Below are 22,056 nucleotides of genomic sequence, written 5' to 3'. Positions count from 1 at the left end.
ATATGATGCAGAAAGAAAAAATTTTGATTGTAGATGATGATATAGAGATAAGAAAAATCGTATCCATTTATTTAAAAAATGAAGGGTATGAAATTATAGATGCATCGGATGCTATAGAAGCTTTAGAAACTTTAAGAAATACAACAATTGATTTAATCATTTTAGATATTATGTTACCGAAAATGGATGGCATAGAGGCTTGTTTAAAAATAAGAGAACAGTATCAAATGCCTATAATTTTTTTGTCAGCTAAAGATGAGGATATAGATAAGATCCAGGGATTAATGAGTGGGGCAGAAGACTACATTACCAAACCGTTTAATCCACTTGAATTAATGGCAAGAATTAAATCTCAATTACGAAGATATCGTGTTTATCAAACAGAAGAAGTAAAACAATTTATTCATGAAATAGGCCATCTTAAGGTAGACGAGGAGACAAGACAAGTTTTCATTAGAAATGAAGAAGTAAGGTTAACTCCAAAGGAATTTGACATACTTTCTTTATTAGTGAGAAATAAAGGAAAGGTTTTTAGTGTAGAAAAAATATACGAGATGGTCTGGGAAGATTCATTTTATAAATCAGATAATACAGTCATGGTTCATATTACTAAAATACGGGAAAAAATTGAAGAAAACCCTCGTCAGCCTGTTTATTTAAAAACAGTATGGGGAGTTGGCTATAGAGTATGATCGATCGTACGAAATTAAGGGATAATATATTCTTTTCTACACGCTTAAATATAAAGCTTATTTTAATTTTTTTGCTCTGTTTCATCGTTGCGGTTGTTACTTTTTTTCTCATAGCAATGAAAAGTGCAAATCTACTTTCTTATAATCAACAGATTGAAAAAGAAGCCGAAATAAGGGAAATAGCGATAGGGATAACTAATGATATACAAAAGCGTAATTTGGAATCTGGGCATATAGAACAAGTTATACCGATGATTCAATCTATCCAAAAGAAGAATGAAAATTTAAGGTTTTTAGTATTAGATTATAAAGGCCATATTATCTATCGTTCACATAATTTTCAATTGCAGGATAATCTCCCACAGGAATTATTACAGGAGAAATTAAATGTTACACCAAACGTCAGAAATCCTTTGTTTGAGAAGTTCATATTGTTTGTTTCACCAGTTTCATTTCAAGATGGAATTGGATATGTAATGGTACAATCTCCAAATTCGAATAAAACAATCTCACCAACTCAATATAATCAAAATTTATTACTTGCTTTGGTGAGCAGTATATTAATTTTCATCCTTTTATTTTTGCTGTTTATGATCCCTATTACAAGATACATTAAAGAAATTGAACGAGGTATTCAAAAGATTGTAAAAAAAGATTGGAAACATTCCATACGTGTTAAAGGAAAAGATGAATTATCTTCTTTAGCTTATAATATTAATTGGATGGCTAGTCAATTAAGGGAGCGTTTTGAGAAAGAGAGAGCAATTGAGAAAGGTAAAAGTGAATTTATTACCAATATTTCTCATGATTTGCGTACCCCTTTAACGTCTATTATTGGATATTTAGCATTAGTAAATGAAAAACAATATCGAAATAAAGAAGAATTAGAAATGTATATTCAAAATACGTATAATTTAACATTAAAATTAAAAACTCTCATTAATGAATTGTTTGAATACACAAAATTATCTTTACCTGATGTTAAGTTGAGAAAAGAAAAAGTAGAATTGGGCAATTTGTTAGGTCAGCTAGTAGGAGAGTATATCCCGATTTTTGAAAAACAGCAATTAATTGTTAAACTAAATATCATTAATAAGGATATTTGGGTATGGGCAGATATAGAAAAACTGGTGCGTGTATTTGATAATTTACTATCTAATACTGAAAAATATAGTTTTTCAAATTCAACAGTAATAGTGGAACTAAAAAAAGAAGAAGATAAGGCATTTATTTGTATTACAAATAAAACAGATCATCTTGAAGCACAAGAATTAAGCAAGATGTTTGAGAAGTTTTATCGAGTTGATAAATCACGGTCGAGTCAAATACATGGATCCGGAATTGGTTTAGCAATTGTAAAGCGCACAATTGAATTGCATGAGGGTAAAGTATGGGCTGAAAGTCATGGAAATAGTCTTACGATACATGTAGAATTACAACTTTTAAAAAATGTTTAAAAACTATTTAAGAATTTTCATTATGTAACTAATATAAATGCTTAAATAAAGCATTTATAAATAATAGTAGGCTTCTTTTGGTAACCATTGCATGAATGCCATGCCCAAATGGGGAAATCTATAGTAAAGTCAATACCTTTCTGTTTCATGTGTCTTACAATGTATTTATATGCTTTGCAATCTTCTTTACTAACAAAAATAGGATTGGCTATAAGCTTACCTTCATTCAAAAGTGTATTTATAGCATTTTGGTTTTGAAAAGTCCATAGGATTGTTGAATCAATAAATGTATTTAAGTTTGATTGTTTATCAAATTGTTTTTTCATCTTTCGCTCCATTTTCTTTTTTATTTTGCAGAATTAAGAATAAATATGACTAATCGGACAATAAGAAATACCTATGCTAGATACAATTGTAAATGCTTATTTAAAGTAACAGCAAGGAATAACCTTTGTATATAGAGTGTACAATACATGCAAAACAGGATTAAAGAAGATTTTAAATATAATATGAAATAGTACAAAATAAGAATTTGATATATCTTTTATATATAAACTATTAATTGAAGTTTGTAATTACACATTATAGTTAGTATACTAACTATATAATTAGTGTGCTAACTATATTGGGGGTTATATGAATAATTTAGGCTATTTATTACACAAGGTAAGTATAATGACGAAAACAGAATTATCAAATCAATTAAAAGAATATAAAATAACAGCTCAGCAATGGTCTGTGTTAAAGGATATATCTCTTTATCCAAATGGAACCACCCCAGCTATGATTGCTGAAAGGCTCTTAGCAGACCGTCCAACAGTAACCGGGATTATACAAAGATTATTGCAAAAAGAATGGATTCTTATAAAACATAATCCTAAAGATAAACGGTCACATTTAATATTTTTAACAGATGAAGCTAAGACATTAATACAGGAGATAGAAAATGTAAGCGATGAAGTTATAAAAAATGCTACAGCTAGTATTCCTAAAGAGGAAGTAGAAAATACAGTTCGAGTTTTGCAAAGTATGATTCAAAATTTACAAAAAAATAAAGGGTGATTAAAATGATTTTAGTAACAGGTGCTACAGGGAATGTAGGAAAAGAGGTTGTAAAATGCCTAATAAAAAGAAATGCTACTTTCAAAGTCACAACGCGCAGTAGAGAAACTGAAGGAGTGTATTTTGATTTTGAAAATCCTTCATCTGTAAAGGCGGCTTTAACAGGTGTTACTAAAATCTTTCTAATAAGACCACCACATCTAGCTGATGCAAAAAAGTATTTCCAGCCTGTTGTAGATGCCGCAAAAGAAATAGGTATAAAACACATTGTATTTTTATCTTTATTAGGTGTAGAAAAAAATCCGATAGTACCTCATGCTAAAATTGAAGCTATGATAAAGGCTTCTGGGATCCCTTACACATTCCTAAGACCGAGTTTTTTTATGCAAAATTTATTATCACAACATGGTGATGAATTAAGAAATAAAAAAATAATTGAAGTACCTGCTGGTAAAGGGGAAACAAGTTTTATAGATGTACGGGATATTGGAGAAGTTGCAGCTAAAATATTAACCGAAGAGGGACATGAATTTAAAGCTTATTCTTTAACGGGAAATGAGGCATTAACATATTATGAAGTTGCTGCTATTATTTCAAAAATAATAAATAAAGATATTACTTATACAAATCCAAGTATATTTAAATTTAGAAAAAGAATGATTCAAAAGGGACTTAACAGTGACTTTATTTGGGTTATGATTGGAATATATACAACTGCAAAATTAGGGTTAGCTAAAAAAGTCACATCAGATTTATCGAATTTACTAGATAGAAGTCCAATAACTATGGAAACGTTTGTTTACGATTACAAAGAATTATTAATATAATAATGCAAAAGTAAAAAAGAGGATTATTCACATAAAGAATCTATTATGTTTTAAGAGTAAGAGGGGATAGCCATGCAAAACAAAATTATCGTTATGTTTCAAAAAGATTTTCGTTTATATGATAACCCAGCTCTATTTGAGGCTGTTCAGTCCGGGGAGGTTCTTCCGGTATATGTACAAGATGAAACTTTTTCAATAGGAAGTGCGGCAAAGTGGTGGTTACGCCATGCTATAATGGATGTCCAAAAGCAACTTAAGGCATTGGGCTCTACTTTAATAATCCGCAAAGGAAATACACAGGAAGAAATACTTTCTCTCATAAAACAATTAGATATAACGGCTGTATATTGGAATAGTTGTTATGATCCAGACAGGTTAAAATCTAATCAAAAAATGAAAATGATATTAGAAGATAAAGGTATTATTTGTAAGGAATTTAATTCGCATTTATTATTAGAACCGTGGATTATAAAAAAGAAGGATAACACTGAATATAAGGTGTTTACGCCTTTTTACAATGCATTTCAAAAGCAGGTAATACCTAAACCTATTAGCAGAGTGCAGAGTATAAAGTGGGGAAACTCTTTACCAGCAAGCTTATCTGTTTCAGAATTACACTTGTTGCCGACTATACCGTGGACATCTCATATGGAAGCAATATGGGATCCGACAGAAGAAGGGGCATATAAAACATTCAAGAAATTTTTCTCTAGCAAATTAGCCTCTTATAGTGAAGGAAGAGATTTTCCAGATCAAAATGTCCATTCGATGTTGGCACCGTATCTTTCATTTGGTCAAATATCAGTAAAGCTAATGTTTCATTACTTAATAAATAAAAGTACCGAAAGACAATGTAGTCTTTTTGAAAAACAAGTTAATAGCTTTATACGTCAATTAATTTGGCGAGAGTTTTCTTATTATTTACTATATCATTATCCATTTACAGTATCTAAACCTCTTAATAAGAGCTTTGAAAATTTCCCGTGGGATAAGGAAGAGGAGTTATTAAGCGTATGGCAGAAGGGTGAAACTGGTTATCCGTTTATTGATGCGGGAATGCGGGAGCTTTGGCAAACAGGTTTTATGCATAATCGGGCAAGAATGGCTGTAGCCTCTTTTCTTGTAAAGCATTTGTTAATTCCATGGCAAGAAGGAGCAAAAATTGCCAATGCGCTGTACTTAATATTTTTTAAAGCTTGAACAGATAGCTCTGAGAATGCGTTATTTTTATCAATATAGTTTAAAAGCTTAAATGTTTGGTACAGTGCGAAGTAATAAGGTATTGCTGTTGCGTATAAATTGATAAATACAAGATATTTAATATATGCAATATCTGGATATAATTCTGCGGCGAAATTTCCTATTTTAGGGACTAAAAAAATGCACATAGCAAGAACGGGGATTCCGATCAGAATTACAACGGTCTTTAAAAAGAGTGTGGATCCTTGTTTCATAAAAAGCACCTCATTTATTTAATATCTTATTAATTTAACATGAAATTTATTGTTTAACAATAAATTTTTATTTCTTTTAATCGAGGATTTATTGTTAAACAAGTAATTAATGAAAAGGATGTTAAATCTTTTTTATAAGATAAATGATACATATCGATATTTAATTAAAGAAAGAGAAAGTAACTATTGTTAGCTTTATGAGAATTGGGAACTAATAAAACATATGTAGGTTTTGGTATGGAAAAGGAAATAAGGTGTATTGAAATGAATGCAAAGTTTATGGAGGAACAATCATGTTGAATTATGGTGTGAAGATGAAAAAGTTACTATTAGTGGGAGCTATAATAGTAAGCGTATTAAGTACGGAAAGTATGATGAATTATCATTCGGCCAAAGCTAAGGTGAAAAAAGTAGAACACCAGCCTAAAAATATAATTATGATGGTTATGGACGGAACGAGTTCAACGGCGACAACATTGGCTCGCTGGTATAAAGGGGCACCGCTTACGTTAGATCAAATTGTAACAGGAGGTGTTCGTACGTTTTCGGCGGAATCAGCTATTACAGACTCAGCGCCAGCAGCAACAGCTTTAGCAACTGGAAATAAATCGAATTCAGGATATGTAGGTATATTACCTTCTATTGTAAGTTCGCCTAGCTTACAGCCAATAAAAGAAGAAGAAAAGTTACGGCCGGTCGCAAACGTATTAGAAGGCGCAAAATGTACTGGTCGTGCAACTGGCATTGTTGCTACATCTGAAATTCAGCATGCTACTCCGGCCGGATTCTCCGCTCACCATGTCAATCGCAAACATTTTGACGTAATTGCGAAGCAGCAAGTATATCAAAATATAGATGTCGTATTAGGCGGGGGAAAAGCGGCGCTGTTACCTATGAAAAGTAATGGAATCCGAAAAGATGGTGAAAATTTAGTAAAGGTGATTCAAGACAAAGGATACGATTTCGTTGAAACGAAAGATGCGTTATTGAACTCCAAATCTAATAAAATTTGGGGCTCTTTCTCACATCATGCTCTTGCGTTTGATATGGATCGTATAGCAACAAATCCAGAACAACCAACACTTTCTCAAATGACAGAAAAAGCAATTCAAACATTATCAAAAGATAAAGATGGCTTCTTTTTATTCGTAGAAGGTAGTAAGCCTGATTGGGCAGCCCATGCTAATGATCCAATTGGGATGATTAGTGATGTATTGGCATTTGATGAAGCGGTAGCAAAGGCGTTACAATTTGCGAAGAAAGATGGGGATACGATGCTCATCGCTTTAACTGATCATGGTAACAGCGGCATCTCTATAGGGAATAGGAATACGACAAAAGGATACAATACTACACCGGTTTCTGCATACATTGATCCATTGAAAAAGGCGAAAATGACACTTGAAGGAACTATAAATAAACTGAAATCTGATTTATCAAATGTAGAAGATGTAGCTAAACTATACGGTTTGGATAATCTAACTCATGATGAAAAAGAAAAATTAAAAGTGGCAAAAAAGAAAATGGATGTAGGACGAATTCTTACTACATTATTGGCTAATCGTGCAAATATCGGCTTTACGACAGGAGGACATACAGGTGAGGATGTATTCTTACATTCTTATGGACCTCAAAAACCAGAAGGCTTAATCCAAAATACAGACATTGCGAAGACGATGGCGAAAGCGATGGGCTTTAACTTAGAAGAAGTAACGAATAAAATATTTTTAGAGAGTGAACAAGCCTTTAAGAAAATCGGTGCAACTGTAACAGCCAACAAAACCGAAGGAGCAAACCCGTTACTCGTAGTAAAACATAATAAAGTAGAAGCACAATTATTTGGTAACAAAAATATAATTCGTATCAATGGTAAAGGGTATGAATTAAGAAGTATTATTGTAGAGAGTAATGGAAAGTGCTATGTATCAGAAGAAGCAATTCAACTATTTGTAAAGCATTCTCGTTAAAAAATTGCCAACCAGTTAAGCTAACTGGTGGCAATTTTTTGTGTTTATTCTAAATATAAGTGTTCGAATTGTTTTGTAAAGTTTTCCATATGAGACTTGTATAAATGTTAAAGGGAAATTATATTTTTTCTTACATTAAAAAATTTCATTTTGTAGAATAAGAAGTTATACATATAGAAAGTCTAATGTGTTATCAATTAATATTTACGAAAAATATATTAATACTTTAGAATTTCTTTAATGTTCATTATTTTTTATTTAAGGTTATCCGTTATATTTATAATATGTTTATTTCAATTTATTGTATTGAAGCTCAGTTTTATATAATTATAAAGCAATCATCAAAATAAAATCTCCACTAGAGTAAATTTATTGTTTTTTTGCGGAAATTATTATGCAGCTAAGAAAACTGTAGTTTATTGAATTAGAAATATATTAGAATTTACTTGAAGAAAGAGAGAGGGAATAAAATGAATATAGTGCACTTACGTCCTAAACAGCGGTCTAAGTATCGCATTATGCTAGGGAAGTGGTATTACTCTACAAAGAGGTACATTCAGTGGTTGGCAGACGGAAAAACATATGCAAAAAGGTTCCAACAAGAAAAGCTACCTTGTACAGCAATTCAGCACCGAACGATATTACTTCGTAAGCTAAAAGATGTAGATATGTGGTATCAACAGAATAAGGTTGTTAATTTGAAAATTGCTGTTAAAAAACTAAATGGTATCGTCATTAGACCGGGAGAAACATTTTCTTACTGGCGTTTAATAGGTAAGCCAACGAGGAAAAAAGGGTATGTAGAAGGTATGGTATTACATTACGGATCTTTTCAAACAGGTATTGGAGGAGGTCTTTGTCACCTTTCGAATTTAATATATTGGATGACTTTACATACACCACTGACAGTAACAGAACGATATCGTCATAGCTTTGATGTCTTTCCTGACTCTAGGCGCACTCAACCGTTTGGGAGTGGGGCGACTTGTTCCTATAACTATTTGGATTTACAAATTAAAAATGAAACGGACCAACTGTATCAACTTCACCTTTATATGACAGATGAACATTTAGTTGGTGAATGGAGAACAGTCTATCCGCAACTTTATCAATATGAAGTGTATGAGAAAGAACACTCAATTCAACCTGCATACTGGGGCGGTTATATACGACATAATGTGATTCAACGTAAAGTATATAATCAACAGAAACAGTTAATAGAAGATCAATATGTAACAGAGAATCACGCTATAATGATGTACGAACCACTATTAGCTTGTAATAATGAGAATAGTGAGTAATATGGTAATCCATAGATTAAATAGTATAGAAAATATTTAATTCTTATTTTTATTAAAAAAGTATGAATCCCAGATTTACTGGATTTTGATTGTAACTAAGAACATATAAAAGTTCACTGTTATTTATAGAAGAGTCTGTTTGTTTTTATATCTTATGTATTTCACCCTGCATAAAAAATATTTCTCAACATTTTATTTGTTGAAAAAGATTGAATATTCGTATTATAACGAATATTATGTTGTTATCGGCAAAAAACGATAATTTGCAGACACTGGGGAGGAAATACATTGAAAAAGAAAAAGAAAAAGAAATTAAAACCATTAGCGGTATTAACAACAGCAGCAGTACTAAGTAGTACGTTTGCTTTTGGAGGTCACGCAGCGTATGCTGAGACACCAACATCATCTCTACCAATAGATGAGCACTTAATACCGGAGGAGCGTTTGGCTGAAGCGCTAAAACAACGGGGGGTAATTGATCAATCTGCATCACAAGCTGAGACTTCAAAGGCTGTCGAAAAATATGTTGAGAAAAAGAAAGGGGAAAACCCTGGGAAAGAAATCTTAACAGGAGATAGTCTTACGCAAGAAGCCTCTGACTTTATGAAAAAAGTAAAAGATGCAAAAATGAGGGAAAATGAACAGGCGCAGCAGCCTGAAGTAGGCCCAGTAGCTGGACAAGGTGCAGCATTGAACCCTGGGAAATTAAATGGAAAAGTACCTACTACATCAGCGAAGCAAGAAGAATACAATGGAGCTGTTCGAAAAGATAAAGTACTTGTTTTACTTGTAGAATTTAGCGATTTTAAGCATAACAATATTGATCAAGAGCCAGGATACATGTATTCTAAGGACTTTAATCGTGAACATTATCAAAAAATGTTATTTGGTGATGAACCATTTACTTTATTTGATGGATCGAAAATTAACACATTTAAGCAATATTATGAAGAACAATCTGGTGGTAGCTATACAGTTGATGGGACTGTAACAGAATGGCTTACTGTTCCAGGAAAAGCATCAGATTATGGTGCTGATGCGGGTACTGGGCATGATAACAAGGGGCCTTTAGGACCAAAAGATTTTGTGAAAGAAGCATTAAAAGCAGCGGTAGCAAAAGGAATCAATTTAGCAGACTATGACCAATTTGATCAATACGATCAAGATGGTGATGGAAATAAAAATGAGCCAGATGGCATTATTGATCATTTAATGGTTGTACATGCTGGCGTTGGTCAAGAAGCTGGCGGCGGTAAATTGAAAGATGATGCGATTTGGTCACATCGTTCAAAACTAGGTTCAAAACCATATGCAATTGATGGCACGAAATCTTCTGTTTCGAACTGGGGCGGAAAGATGGCTGCATATGATTATACAATCGAGCCTGAAGACGGAGCAGTTGGTGTGTTTGCACATGAGTATGGCCATGATTTAGGCTTACCAGATGAATATGATACAAAGTACTCAGGACAAGGTGAACCTGTTGAGTCATGGTCTATTATGAGTGGTGGTAGCTGGGCTGGAAAAATTGCAGGAACAGAGCCAACGAGTTTCTCGCCACAAAATAAAGAGTTTTTCCAAAAGAATATGAAGGGGAACTGGGCGAATATTCTTGAAGTAGATTATGACAAACTTAGCAAAGGAATCGGTGTTGCAACATATGTAGATCAAAGTACTACAAAATCTAAACGACCTGGAATTGTTCGTGTTAACTTGCCGGACAAAGATATAAAAAATATCGAATCAGCGTTTGGTAAGAAGTTCTATTACAGTACAAAAGGAAATGACATTCATACAACACTTGAGACACCAGTATTTGACTTAACAAATGCAAAGGATGCTAAGTTCGATTATAAGGCATTTTACGAACTTGAAGCGAAGTATGATTTCCTTGACGTATATGCGATTGCAGAAGATGGAACGAAGACACGCATTGATAGAATGGGCGAAAAAGATATAAAAGGCGGCGCGGATACAACTGATGGTAAGTGGGTTGATAAATCATACGATTTAAGCCAATTCAAAGGAAAAAAAGTAAAACTGCAATTTGAGTACTTAACAGATATTGCAGTAGCTTATAAAGGATTTGCGTTAGATAATGCAGCCTTAACTGTAGATGGAAAAGTTGTTTTCTCTGATGATGCAGAAGGTCAGCCTGCAATGACGTTAAAAGGCTTTACTGTGTCTAACGGATTTGAACAGAAAAAACATAATTACTATGTAGAGTGGAGAAATTACGCTGGTTCTGACACTGCGTTACAATATGCACGTGGCCCAGTATTTAATACAGGAATGGTTGTATGGTATGCGGATCAAAGCTTTACAGATAACTGGGTAGGCGTTCATCCAGGTGAAGGGTTCTTAGGAGTAGTAGATTCTCATCCAGAGGCAATTGTAGGGACATTAAACGGACAACCTACTGTGAAGAGCAGTACGCGTTATCAAATTGCCGATGCGGCATTCTCATTTGATCAAACACCAGCATGGAAAGTAAATTCACCAACACGCGGTATCTTTGATTATAAAGGATTACCAGGAGTGGCAAAATTTGATGATTCTAAGCAATACATCAACAGCGTTATTCCTGATGCAGGACGTAAGTTACCGAAGCTAGGACTGAAGTTTGAAGTGGTAGGCCAAGCTGAAGACAAGTCTGCAGGTGCAGTTTGGCTTCATCGATAAAATAAGGTAAAAAGAAGAGAAGCTGCGATAAGTCGGTGAAACTGACTGATTGCAGCTTTTTTCTTCTTGTGAAAAAACTCGCTGTTTTTTATGTACTTATTGGAAAAATATGAAGTTTCTTTGATACATAAAATGCTCCGTCTGTCCAATTATAGAAGCTATTTTGGACGTAAGAAATTTGTAAGTAATGAGTAAGAAAAAAGAGATTTTCATAGTATAAAATATTTATTATAGCTACTTTTAACACCTGATACTAATAGTGTGCTATAATATGAATTAGCAACAAAAAGGAAAGGAATTAGAACAATGACCTTAGAAAATACTAAAAATTTAAAAAAACAAGTTGCTCCTTTTGAAAAATCAACGATTAAAAAAAGTGTTTGGCAACTGATCAACACAATCGTGCCATTTATTATTTTATGGTACCTTGCTTATAAAAGTTTGTCAGTTTCTTATTGGTTAACATTAGTTCCAGCACTGTTAGCCGCTGGATTTATGACAAGGATTTTCATTATTTTTCATGATTGTACCCATTATTCATTCTTTAAAAGTCGACGTGCAAATAGAATAGTTGGAACGTGTATGGGTGTTTTAACATTATTCCCATTTGATCAGTGGGGGCATGAGCATTCTATTCACCACGCTACGAGTGGTAATTTGGATAAGAGGGGTACAGGGGATATTTGGACGCTTACAGTAGATGAATATGTAGCAGCACCATTTAGACTCCGTTTAGCATATCGTTTATATCGCAATCCATTCGTTATGTTTGGGTTAGGCCCGATTTATGTTTTCTTGCTTAAAAATAGATTTAACCGAAAAGGTGCTAGAAAAAAAGAACGTATGAACACTTATTTAACAAATATTTTAATCGTTGCTATTGTAGGAATGCTTTGCTGGGCAATTGGATGGCAATCGTTTCTTTTAGTACATGGTTCTATATTTTTAATAGCAGGTTCAATAGGGATTTGGCTGTTTTACGTACAGCACACATTCGAGGATTCTTATTTTGAAGAAGATAAAGAATGGGAATATGTGAAAGCGGCAGTGGAGGGAAGTTCTTTTTATAAACTTCCAAAAATTTTGCAATTTCTAACGGGTAATATTGGATTTCATCATGTTCACCATTTAAGTCCAAGAGTACCTAACTATAAACTAGAAGAGGCACACAACAATACCCTTCCTTTAAAAAATGTACCAACAATTACGCTTGCTACAAGCTTGCGTTCACTCCGTTTCCGTCTTTGGGATGAGAAAAGTAACAATTTTGTTAGCTTTAAAGATGTCAAAAATATAATTAAAAATAATGTTTCTGTTCGGGTGAAATCTGAACTATAATTGCATCGTATATAAAATTCCCCTTAATCATTTTCGATTTAAGGGGAGTTTTTGTTTAAAGATTAGATGCCAGATAAGAAGAAAAATTAAATGTTTCAAATTGTAATGGAAGCAGATTAGGAATTGCTAGTACGTAAGTACAAATACAAGGTGACGATAAATGCATTATGTTAACAATTGGAGTTATCATGAATTTTCCATTACGATAACTGTTCATAAATCCGACGAAAATTAATAGCAAAAGGGGGATCGTACAACAGTATATCTAAAAAATTAGAAAAGACTTGAACGGAAATTTCATTCATTTTTCTTGGTGTTCCGCATTCCATACACTTAAATAGGATGCATATTCTAATTCATCTGGATTGTCATGTAACATAGAAATGAATTCTAATTTATTTCTATCACAATCTAGAAAGTATACACTTGCAGCGGGCATCCACCTTTGGACAATTGGCTCTTGATTTCCTTTTCCTTGACTTCCTATCACTTCTATTCCACGCTCCTCTAACCACGCTTTAGAAGTCATTAAAAACTCTAAATTTACACCAAAAGCAAAATGTCTCAGCTCAAAGTCTTCGATATAATTTACTTCCCATAGTCCAAGCATTTGTTTTTTATTTTCTCCGACCCAAAAGAAAGCCACTCTTCTTTTGGAGAGTTTTCTTGCTAAGGTTAATCCTAGCTTGTTTTGATAGAAATTTATCGCTTTTTCTAAATTTCTTACATGTAAATGAGTTTCGTATATGTTCTGTATCATTATGATCATTCCTTTCTTTCTTGATAACTACCAGTTGAGTAATGAATGTAGTTCTAATAATGTACAGCTATATCTGATATACCTATTTATTATTATATCGAAATTGAAATACGATAAATCCAACTGAGGTAGCAAGTTCAAATGAAAATTTTACTACTTTTGTAGGAGAAGAGAAAAATCCATTAAATTCAGGTGAACTCATATTTAAATAATAAAAAAAGACAACACATGAAGTGAAACGCCACGTGTTGTCTTTTTTGTATCGTACAATATTACGAAGTTTCGCTAATTTTAGTTTCACTTTGAGTGTTAGTTGCAATTCTTTTCTTAACTTTAAAGTGATAGTAAGTATAGCAAAAGATGATAAATGGTACAGTACAATAAATGCCTAGTCTTTGATCTGGGATAAAGATAAGACTTACTAATATAATGCCATACAATCCAAAACCAAGAATTGGTACAAGGGGATAGAGTGGAGTTCTGAACTTCAAGTCGTCTAATTTTCCACCTTCAGCTAAATAGTGTTTGCGGAAAAAGAATTGAGAAACACAAATTGACATCCAAACAATAATTGTTATGACTCCAGAAATGGAAATTAACCATAAGTAAACCGTTTCAGCAGCTACGACGCTTGTTAAAAGAGAAAAAGCAGAAATAGCTATTGTCATGATTAAAGCGTTGAGAGGAATCCCACGTGATGATAATTTCTTTAAAAATGCTGGAGCCATTTCGTTTTTTGATAAAGACCAAAGCATGCGAGTAGCAGCGTATAGTCCTGAGTTTGCAACAGAAAGAACAGCAGTAAGAATAACAAAGTTCATAATATCAGCTGCATATGGAATACCGATATTATCAAAAACAGCAACGAATGGGCTCTTTGTGAGTCCTGCTTCTTCCCAAGGAATTAAAGCAACAAGAACAAAGATTGCTAAGACGAAGAAAAACATTGTGCGCCATATAATATTTCTAATAGAACGAGGTAAAGTTTTTGCTGGATCTTCGCTTTCACCTGCTGCGATTCCGACAAGCTCTGTACCTTGGAAGGAATAATTGACTGTAACCATTGTTAATAGAATAGCTGCAAGTCCATTCGGAAATAAACCACCATGATTTACGAAATTTGAAAGAAGTGGAGCTGGTTCGTCGCCTTTTAAATCAATAAAGCCGAACATAGCGGCGCCACCAAGAATTATAAAAGCTATAATGGCAGATACTTTTATACTTGAAAACCAAAATTCTGTTTCTGCATAACTACGAGCAGATAATGCGTTAATAGTAAAGATTGTAACGCCAAATATTAAACACCAAACCCAAACAGGAATATCAGGAAACCAGCGCTGCATTGTAATACCGGCAGTTGTAAATTCAAGACCGGTCGTATTCGCCCAGCTTAACCAATACAACCATCCGATTGTAAAGCCAGTTGCAGGATTGATGAATTTAGTGGCATATTCCTGGAAAGAACCCGAAACAGGCATGGCTACAGCGAGTTCACCAAGACATAGCATAACGAAATACATTAATAATCCACCGGCCATAAAGGCAAGTACGGATCCACCAGGTCCAGCTTGACTTATAATAAAGCCAGATCCGTTAAATAACCCCGTTCCAATCACACCACCGAGTGCAATCATGAATAAGTGTCTACTTTTCATCGTACGTTTTAATTCATTGTTTGTATTGTTTACGTGCGCCATTGTTTTCCTCACTTTCGTAGTTGATAGAATAAAGTTTGATGTTTTTCCGTATTATGGAATGTATTCCGTGATGTGAAATCTTGTTATAATTTTCAGATAATTAAAAAGAAAAGTCAATATTTTTTTGTTTGCGTTTTCAATTCGTTGTTAGTGATATGTTTTTATTGTTAGAAAATTAAATAAATAGATTGATTTCATTTCGAATGTTTGCTAAATTGATAGTTAATTAAGCGTACTAACATATTACGAGTAAAGTTGAGGCGAGTTATGGTACAGTCCATTGATCGAGCGATAAGTATTATTAAATTATTGAATTCTACAAATGAAAAAGAGTATTGGGCTATTTCTGATATAGCTGATGGAACACATCTCCCGGTTAGTACAGTACATAGATTACTTAACTCTCTAATGGAGCATGGGTTAGTTACACAAATTTCAGAGACAAAACAGTACAAAATTGGACCAATGTGGATGGAAATAGGGTTGCGTCAATTGGAGAAGGTAGACTATAGATCTGTTGCAAGAGAAGTGATGAAACGTTTGGCTGCTGAAGTGGAAGAAAGTGTCTATTTGAATATTCCAAACGGAACACATTCTATTATCATTGAAAGAATTGATAGTCCTTTAAAAATTCGAGTTATTGATAATCTAGGAGAACAAATTCCACTTTCAATTGGTGCTGCAAATAAAACGATGCTTGCCAATATGAAAACGAATGAAATGGAACATATTGTAGAGTATTTACTTCCTTCATTACCAGAACAAAAGCAAATTCTTCTTAATCAAATAAAGCAAATAAAAAATGAAGGATATGCTGTCAGTTATGGTGAAAAAACAGAAGGGACAGCTTCAGTAGCTGCACCTATTATCGGATTTAATCATAAAGTAGTAGGAGCATTAAGTGTTGGGTTAATTAGTCATCGTATTAATGATGATCGACTATCTTTTCTTATTAGCAAGGTAAAACAAGCAGCTCATGAAATATCAATAAAAATCGGCAGTACATCAGAACTATAATTTTGATAGCTGTCGTCATTTTTTATTCATATATTGGAATTCGTTTTCATAATGCGGAAAAATAGGGGGATTTATATGTCAAAGTGGCAATCAAAAGAACAATTGATTCAATTATTAAGCAGTCTTGTTGAAATTCCTAGTATTACAGGTACAGAGGCTGAAGTGATATTGCCAGACTTTGTTGTGGAGCAATTATCTGATTTACAGTACTTCAAAGAAAACCCGCACCATGTGCAAAAAAATCCGACAGGGGACGGACGATATTTTGTTACAGCACTAGTAAAGAAAAAAGATAGTACAAAAAATACTGTAATTCTAGTAAGTCACTTTGATGTTGTAGATGTACAAGATTACGGAGTGTGGAAAGAAGATGCATTTAATCCTAAAAAGTTAACATCTATGTTTTATTCTCATAAAGATGAACTTCCAGACCATGTGCGTGAAGATATAGAACATGGGGAATGGCTGTTTGGTAGAGGAACAATGGATATGAAATGCGGTCTAGCATTACAAATGGCAATGATTGAACAAGCATGTGAAGGAAGATTCGATGGGAATGTTCTTTTATTGGCTGTACCAGATGAAGAAGTGAATTCTGTAGGGATGAGGGCCGCTGTTCCGAGACTGTTAGATTTAGCTAGAGAGCATAATTTAGATTATAAAACGGTCTTAAACTCAGAGCCTATGTTTTCAAGACATCCTGGTGACCAAAATAAGTATATTTACACTGGCTCTATTGGTAAAGTGTTACCTGGTTTTCTTTGCTATGGAAAAGAGACACATGTAGGTGAACCTTTTGCAGGCTTAAATGGGAGTTATATGGCTTCATTAATAACAGCAGAATTAGAGTTAAACACAGACCTTTGTGATATTGTAGAAGGGGAAGCGAGTCCTCCGCCAACTAACTTACTTCAAAGGGACTTAAAGGAGGATTATTCTGTACAAATTCCGCATCGTGCAGTTACATTATTTAATTTGTTTTTATTAGAAAAATCAATGACAGATGTAGTTTTATTGTTACGTCAAAAAGTAACGAAAGTAGCAGAGAAAATAGAAGAGTCGTATGAAAAACATGCATATCGTTTTTCTAAATATAATCCATTTATACCACCTAATCTCAAAGTAAATGTATTAACTTATGAAGAGCTTATCACATATGCAATTGAGCAACATGGACGAGAAAAAATAGATCATATTCAATCTAATATTATAAAAAATAGAGGAGATAAAGATGATCGTGCGGTAACGATTGATTTAGTAGATAAATTAGCGATTTTATGTAAAGAAAAGGCACCGATGATTGTACTTTTCTTCGCTCCGCCGTACTATCCAGCTGTGAGTTCACGCAACAATCCTTTAATAAAAGAGGTAGTTGTAGAAATGGAAAAGTATGCACACTACAATCATAAAATTACATTTGAAAACCAAAATTATTTTGGGGGGATTTCAGATTTAAGTTATGTAGGCTTGCAGTATCCACTGGATTCAATGAGTTCGCTTGTAGACAATATGCCATTATGGGATAAAGGTTATTCAATTCCGCTTCAGCAATTAGAAGAGTTTGATGTTCCAGTATTAAATATGGGGCCGGTAGGAAAAGATGCACATCAATGGACAGAACGTCTAGATGTAAACTACGCATTTGAAACGCTATTAGATATGTTACCGAAATGCATTGAAAAATTATTAGTTTCTAATAAAATTACACAATCATAGTAGGGAATAGGTAAGGGATAAAACAGAACCTGTAAAGAAGATTTGAATTAAATTATTTTAATATAATTAAAACTGAAACGGCCAAACTCAAGTATATATGAGTTTGGCCGTTTATCATGTAGTGAATTTCTAATTAAATTCATATGAATTCATAGCTAACGCGATCTCTTTTACAGTTTTACTTTTTAGTTTGACCAGATAGTTCAACAGACTTTTGCGTACAACGCTGCATAGCTGAAATAATCGCTGTTCTCAGTCCTTTTTCCTCTAATGTTGCTACAGCTTCTATTGTCGTTCCGCCAGGAGAACAAACCATATCTTTCAATTCACCTGGATGTATTCCTGTTTCTAGTACCATTTTTGCAGAGCCTAACACAGCTTGAGCAGCGAATTTATATGCTTGATTTCTTGGCATACCATCTAGTACAGCAGCATCTGCCATCGCTTCTATAATCATATATACATAAGCTGGTGAAGAACCACTTACAGATGTTACAACATCCATTAATTTTTCACTTACGATCTCTGTTTGACCAAAACTATTGAAAATGTTTAGTACATCTTCTAAATCTTTTTCTGTCACCATTTCATTAGGGCATAATGCAGACATTCCCTCTCCAACAAGAGCAGGAGTATTAGGCATTACTCTTACAACCTTTACTTTTTTATTAAAGGCATTTTCAGTACTTTCAATACTTTTCCCAGCAGCGATCGTTACGATGATAGCATCGTTTTTGATTACTTCTTTTATTTCATTAATTATTGACGCGTATAGGTCTGGTTTGATTGATAAAATTAAAATATCAGCATTTTTAGCTACTTCATTGTTGTCGGTAGTTGTAGTTAGTCCATATTTTTCACTAGCATTTTTTAAATTAGCAGTGTTTAAATCTGAACAAATAATTTGATTTGAAGACACTATATTTTTGTTTATCATTCCGCCAATCATAGCCATTCCCATATTTCCGCAACCGATGAATCCAATTTGTTTATCCATAATAACTCAATTTTGCTCCTTTTATAATCAATTATATCGGTTTGATATTATTTTCTTAGAATAAGAATAACATCCCTGTGCAATATAAAGAAACATTCTAAGAGAATATATTCCTTTTTGCAACACTAAAAGATAAAAATTAATTATATTCGACATTATGTAAATATATACACTATAATGTAAGGTTTTATGTTTATGAATATGAGTTAAACTTATATCATTTTGTATTTTCATTCAGTAGGGAGATAATTTCATACAAATAACTTGCGGCTCTATTTATTTTTAAAAATACCTCTTGACACCGAATCGAACTATATCGCATAATATAAAAAAATTAGATTGAAAATCGTTGAAGGGAACTAGTACATATGTCTTCTTGCGAAAGAGAGTGGAATTCACCGGCTGAAAGATTCCTCGTATAGAATATATCGAACCTATCCCTGAGTCTTAAATGAAAGTTTAGGCGTTCGCCTGCGTTATAGGCACCAAGTGGATATCTATGTATATCAATTAAGGTGGTACCGCGGAACAATGACCGTTTCGTCCTTTTTATTTTATTAAGGGCGAAGCGGTCATTTTTATTTTGCTCTTAAATACTTCATTGCAGCATTGATGAGAATAGATATAGTTACAAAGTGAATGAAGTGTAATTTATAAAAAACTTTGATTTTAGACTTGGGGGATAAAAAAGTGAAAAAACAACGAGTTGTTGTAAAGATTGGGAGTAGTTCCTTGGCAGATAGTCACGGAGGCATCTCTACAGAACAGCTTTCAGATCACGTTGCCGCATTGGCTCGGTTGAAAGAAGATGGGCACGAGGTTGTGTTAATTACATCTGGAGCCGTCGCTGCAGGTTTTTCAGCGCTAGGATATCCTAGCAGACCTGTAACGATTAAAGGGAAACAGGCTGCAGCAGCTGTCGGACAAAGTTTGTTAATGCAGGCGTACACCGAGGAATTCCGTAAATATGGCATCGTTACTGCGCAACTTTTGCTGACGAGAAGTGATTTTTCTAGAAAAGAACAATATAGTAATGCTTACGCTACGTTAGGAGAATTATTAAACCGCTCCGCTCTTCCAATTATTAATGAAAATGATTCCATCTCCTTAGAGGAGCTGACGTTCGGTGATAATGATATGCTGTCAGCTTTAGTAAGCGGGCTTGTTTCGGCGGATATGCTCATGATCTTTACGGATGTGAACGGGTTATATGACAAAAATCCTCAGAAAAATGCGGATGCAAAAAAATATTATTTTCTTCCTGAAGTTACGGAAGAAATTTCTTCTCTTGCAGGAGATGCTGGCTCAAAACTTGGGACTGGCGGTATGAAATCAAAAATCGATGCTGCAAAGACAGCGCTCTCTCTTGGTGTGAGTGTATTTATCGGAACAGGACGTGGACAGGAAAAGCTTGTAGATGTTTTGAAGGGTAAGGGTGATGGAACGTATGTTGGTAATGCTCCTCAAAAAGAAATGAAGATGAACAAGCAATGGATTGCCTTACATTCGCTTGTTAGCGGACAAATTGAAGTAGATGCTGGGGCAGCTACTGCCATCATTCAGCATGGTAAGAGTTTACTTCCAGCTGGTGTTACGAATGTATCAGGATTTTTCCAAGTGGGTGAAGTTGTAGAGGTTGTAACGCAACAAGGGCGCGTAATAGGAAAAGGACAATGCACATATAGTGCAGAGGAACTAAGAGATGTAAAAGGTATGCAAAGCCAAGATATTCAAGTAAGAGGCGAGAGACATAGTTATGAAGTCATCCATAGGGATCATTGGGTTTCACTTTAAAAAGGAGGAAATAAAAATGAATGAAGTGTTGGCAAAGGGGATAAAAGCAAAAGAGGTTGCTAGAGAGCTTGTGCTTAAATCTACAGAGCAAAAAAACGAAGCACTTTCCGCAATAGCTGATCAGTTAATATTAGAAACAGCTTATATTTTAGAAGAAAACAAGAGGGATATTGAAGAAGGTAAGGCAAAAGGATTTTCTGATTCACTCCTTGATCGTCTTCTGCTAACTGAAAATCGTATTATTGATATGACAGAGGGGATTAAGCAGCTAATTGAATTACGTGATCCTGTAGGAGAATGTGTAAGTGCATGGGAAAGGCCAAATGGACTATCTATTCAGGAGATGCGCGTACCACTTGGTGTTGTTGGGATGATTTATGAGGCAAGACCGAATGTAACAGTGGATGCTGCTACAATTTGTTTGAAAACAGGAAACGCAGTCATATTACGTGGTAGTTCTTCTGCTATTCATTCTAATAAAGCGATCGTTGCCGTTATTCACAGGGCGCTCAAACAAACAAGCTTACCTCAAGAAAGCGTCCAGCTTATAGAAGATACAACGCGAGATAGCGCAAAGCAGTTGTTTACAATGAAGGATTATCTAGACGTTCTTATTCCAAGAGGTGGCAAACAATTAATCGATACTGTTGTGAGAGAAGCGTCTGTTCCAGTACTTGAAACAGGTGCGGGAAATTGTCATATTTTCATTGATGAAACAGCGGATAAACAAATGGCATTGGATATTATTATAAATGCAAAAACGCAGCGTCCATCTGTATGTAATGCGATTGAAACGATTGTTCTTCATGAGAAGTGGGCAGAGAAATATGGTAGCGAGTTGTTTTCTTCTTTGAAGGATAGAGGCGTGGAGCTACGTGGTGATCAAAAAGCATTTGCAATGGATTCTTCAATTGTACTTGCTTCAGAAGAAGACTGGGGGACAGAATTTTTATCTCTTACACTAGCAGTGAAAGTGGTTTCCACTGTTGAAGAAGCGATTCATCATATAAATACGTATGGATCTATGCATTCTGAAGCAATTATTACTGAAAACGAGGAAAACGTCAGCAAGTTTTTTACTTCTGTAGATGCCGCGGCACTTTATCATAATGCATCGACTCGTTTTACAGATGGATCCGAATTTGGATTCGGAGCGGAAATTGGTATCAGTACACAAAAGTTACACGTAAGAGGCCCAATGGGGCTTCCAGCATTAACTTCTACAAAATATGTGATTCGTGGAAATGGGCAAATTCGAAAATAATAATAAAAGACACTCAATTGGCTTGGGTGTC

Annotated in this window: 15 protein-coding genes, 3 pseudogenes and 1 other annotated feature; of the genes and pseudogenes, 13 read left to right on the top strand and 5 right to left on the bottom strand. The window is 34.2% G+C overall.

Features of this window, described 5'->3' with window-relative positions:
- Positions 1-2: 2 nt before the first annotated feature.
- Entirely contained in the window at positions 3-692 is a 690-nt protein-coding gene (locus tag NST90_RS14580) for a response regulator transcription factor (protein ID WP_000983275.1), read from the top strand.
- Complete coding sequence (locus NST90_RS14575) at positions 689-2,149, top strand: HAMP domain-containing sensor histidine kinase (protein ID WP_000567229.1); 1,461 nt, start codon at positions 689-691, stop codon at positions 2,147-2,149. Before NST90_RS14580 ends, NST90_RS14575 begins: the two co-directional genes overlap by 4 nt.
- 65 nt (positions 2,150-2,214) lie before the next feature.
- Here NST90_RS14575 and NST90_RS14570 read toward each other — a convergent pair.
- Positions 2,215-2,475: pseudogene (locus NST90_RS14570) on the bottom strand (DUF3841 domain-containing protein); the annotation flags it as partial.
- 310 nt (positions 2,476-2,785) lie between these two features.
- Between NST90_RS14570 and NST90_RS14565 the strand changes: the two are divergent.
- From NST90_RS14565 to NST90_RS14555, 3 genes and pseudogenes are all read left to right on the top strand, one after another.
- Positions 2,786-3,211, top strand: coding sequence for a MarR family transcriptional regulator (locus NST90_RS14565; protein ID WP_001061038.1), 426 nt, complete (start codon positions 2,786-2,788; stop codon positions 3,209-3,211).
- Positions 3,212-3,216: 5 nt separating this feature from the next.
- The gene (locus NST90_RS14560; RefSeq protein ID WP_000604771.1) at positions 3,217-4,038 is read left to right on the top strand and encodes an SDR family oxidoreductase; all 822 of its coding nucleotides are present in this window, start codon (positions 3,217-3,219) and stop codon (positions 4,036-4,038) included.
- A gap of 72 nt (positions 4,039-4,110) precedes the next feature.
- Positions 4,111-5,199: pseudogene (locus NST90_RS14555) on the top strand (deoxyribodipyrimidine photo-lyase); the annotation flags it as partial.
- Positions 5,200-5,204: 5 nt separating this feature from the next.
- On the opposite strand, the pseudogene NST90_RS14550 reads toward NST90_RS14555, so the two are convergent.
- Positions 5,205-5,492 (bottom strand): annotated as a pseudogene (locus NST90_RS14550) (DUF2975 domain-containing protein); the annotation flags it as partial.
- Positions 5,493-5,785: 293 nt separating this feature from the next.
- On the opposite strand from NST90_RS14550, the gene NST90_RS14545 reads away from it, so the two are divergent.
- The 4 genes from NST90_RS14545 to NST90_RS14530 all read left to right on the top strand — a co-directional run bounded on the left by NST90_RS14545 (position 5,786) and on the right by NST90_RS14530 (position 12,780).
- Positions 5,786-7,459, top strand: coding sequence for an alkaline phosphatase (locus NST90_RS14545; RefSeq protein ID WP_076876200.1), 1,674 nt, complete (start codon positions 5,786-5,788; stop codon positions 7,457-7,459).
- Between the two features lie 470 nt (positions 7,460-7,929).
- Positions 7,930-8,760, top strand: coding sequence for a VanW family protein (locus NST90_RS14540; protein WP_283748156.1), 831 nt, complete (start codon positions 7,930-7,932; stop codon positions 8,758-8,760).
- A 288-nt stretch (positions 8,761-9,048) separates the two neighbouring features.
- On the top strand, positions 9,049-11,442 hold the full coding sequence (locus NST90_RS14535; protein WP_000727434.1) for an immune inhibitor A domain-containing protein: 2,394 nt from the start codon (positions 9,049-9,051) through the stop codon (positions 11,440-11,442).
- Positions 11,443-11,748: 306 nt separating this feature from the next.
- A complete protein-coding gene (locus tag NST90_RS14530) occupies positions 11,749-12,780 on the top strand; it encodes a fatty acid desaturase (RefSeq protein WP_000171499.1) in 1,032 nt (343 codons plus the stop codon).
- Between the two features lie 301 nt (positions 12,781-13,081).
- Here NST90_RS14530 and NST90_RS14525 read toward each other — a convergent pair whose 3' ends face one another.
- Positions 13,082-13,540 carry a VOC family protein gene (locus NST90_RS14525; RefSeq protein ID WP_242321290.1) on the bottom strand — a complete coding sequence of 153 codons (459 nt, stop codon included), beginning with the start codon at positions 13,538-13,540 and terminating at the stop codon, positions 13,082-13,084.
- A gap of 272 nt (positions 13,541-13,812) precedes the next feature.
- Positions 13,813-15,237 carry an amino acid permease gene (locus NST90_RS14520; protein ID WP_242321292.1) on the bottom strand — a complete coding sequence of 475 codons (1,425 nt, stop codon included), beginning with the start codon at positions 15,235-15,237 and terminating at the stop codon, positions 13,813-13,815.
- 267 nt (positions 15,238-15,504) lie between these two features.
- Between NST90_RS14520 and NST90_RS14515 the strand changes: the two genes are divergently transcribed.
- Together NST90_RS14515 and NST90_RS14510 are read left to right on the top strand one after the other, a co-directional pair.
- Entirely contained in the window at positions 15,505-16,254 is a 750-nt protein-coding gene (locus NST90_RS14515; RefSeq protein ID WP_000250752.1) for an IclR family transcriptional regulator, read from the top strand.
- Between the two features lie 51 nt (positions 16,255-16,305).
- Positions 16,306-17,970: a M20 family metallopeptidase gene (locus NST90_RS14510; protein WP_242321294.1), complete on the top strand. Its 1,665-nt coding sequence runs from the start codon at positions 16,306-16,308 to the stop codon at positions 17,968-17,970.
- Between the two features lie 178 nt (positions 17,971-18,148).
- Here NST90_RS14510 and proC read toward each other — a convergent pair whose 3' ends face one another.
- A complete protein-coding gene (gene proC / locus NST90_RS14505; protein ID WP_000360725.1) occupies positions 18,149-18,967 on the bottom strand; it encodes a pyrroline-5-carboxylate reductase in 819 nt (272 codons plus the stop codon).
- A gap of 340 nt (positions 18,968-19,307) precedes the next feature.
- Positions 19,308-19,518, top strand: a binding site (T-box leader).
- A gap of 139 nt (positions 19,519-19,657) precedes the next feature.
- Between proC and proB the strand changes: the two genes are divergently transcribed.
- Positions 19,658-20,761: a glutamate 5-kinase gene (proB, locus tag NST90_RS14500; RefSeq protein WP_048534748.1), complete on the top strand. Its 1,104-nt coding sequence runs from the start codon at positions 19,658-19,660 to the stop codon at positions 20,759-20,761.
- A gap of 16 nt (positions 20,762-20,777) precedes the next feature.
- The gene (gene proA / locus NST90_RS14495) at positions 20,778-22,025 is read left to right on the top strand and encodes a gamma-glutamyl phosphate reductase (protein ID WP_001006611.1); all 1,248 of its coding nucleotides are present in this window, start codon (positions 20,778-20,780) and stop codon (positions 22,023-22,025) included.
- Positions 22,026-22,056: the final 31 nt, after the last annotated feature.

This window comes from Bacillus sp. FSL E2-8900 (assembly GCF_037966225.1).
Lineage (GTDB): Bacteria > Bacillota > Bacilli > Bacillales > Bacillaceae_G > Bacillus_A > Bacillus_A cereus.
This window is presented reverse-complemented; position numbering and strand designations above follow the sequence as displayed.

Excerpts from the sequence above, each read along its gene's own strand:
- NST90_RS14580 (WP_000983275.1), top strand. The coding sequence starts at position 3 with ATGATGCAGAAAGAAAAAATTTTGATTGTAGATGATGATATAGAGATA.
- NST90_RS14575 (WP_000567229.1), top strand. The coding sequence starts at position 689 with ATGATCGATCGTACGAAATTAAGGGATAATATATTCTTTTCTACACGC.
- NST90_RS14565 (WP_001061038.1), top strand. The coding sequence starts at position 2,786 with ATGAATAATTTAGGCTATTTATTACACAAGGTAAGTATAATGACGAAA.
- NST90_RS14560 (WP_000604771.1), top strand. The coding sequence starts at position 3,217 with ATGATTTTAGTAACAGGTGCTACAGGGAATGTAGGAAAAGAGGTTGTA.
- NST90_RS14545 (WP_076876200.1), top strand. The coding sequence starts at position 5,786 with ATGTTGAATTATGGTGTGAAGATGAAAAAGTTACTATTAGTGGGAGCT.
- NST90_RS14540 (WP_283748156.1), top strand. The coding sequence starts at position 7,930 with ATGAATATAGTGCACTTACGTCCTAAACAGCGGTCTAAGTATCGCATT.
- NST90_RS14530 (WP_000171499.1), top strand. The coding sequence starts at position 11,749 with ATGACCTTAGAAAATACTAAAAATTTAAAAAAACAAGTTGCTCCTTTT.
- NST90_RS14525 (WP_242321290.1), bottom strand. The coding sequence starts at position 13,540 with ATGATACAGAACATATACGAAACTCATTTACATGTAAGAAATTTAGAA.
- NST90_RS14520 (WP_242321292.1), bottom strand. The coding sequence starts at position 15,237 with ATGGCGCACGTAAACAATACAAACAATGAATTAAAACGTACGATGAAA.
- NST90_RS14515 (WP_000250752.1), top strand. The coding sequence starts at position 15,505 with ATGGTACAGTCCATTGATCGAGCGATAAGTATTATTAAATTATTGAAT.
- NST90_RS14510 (WP_242321294.1), top strand. The coding sequence starts at position 16,306 with ATGCGGAAAAATAGGGGGATTTATATGTCAAAGTGGCAATCAAAAGAA.
- proC (WP_000360725.1), bottom strand. The coding sequence starts at position 18,967 with ATGGATAAACAAATTGGATTCATCGGTTGCGGAAATATGGGAATGGCT.
- proA (WP_001006611.1), top strand. The coding sequence starts at position 20,778 with ATGAATGAAGTGTTGGCAAAGGGGATAAAAGCAAAAGAGGTTGCTAGA.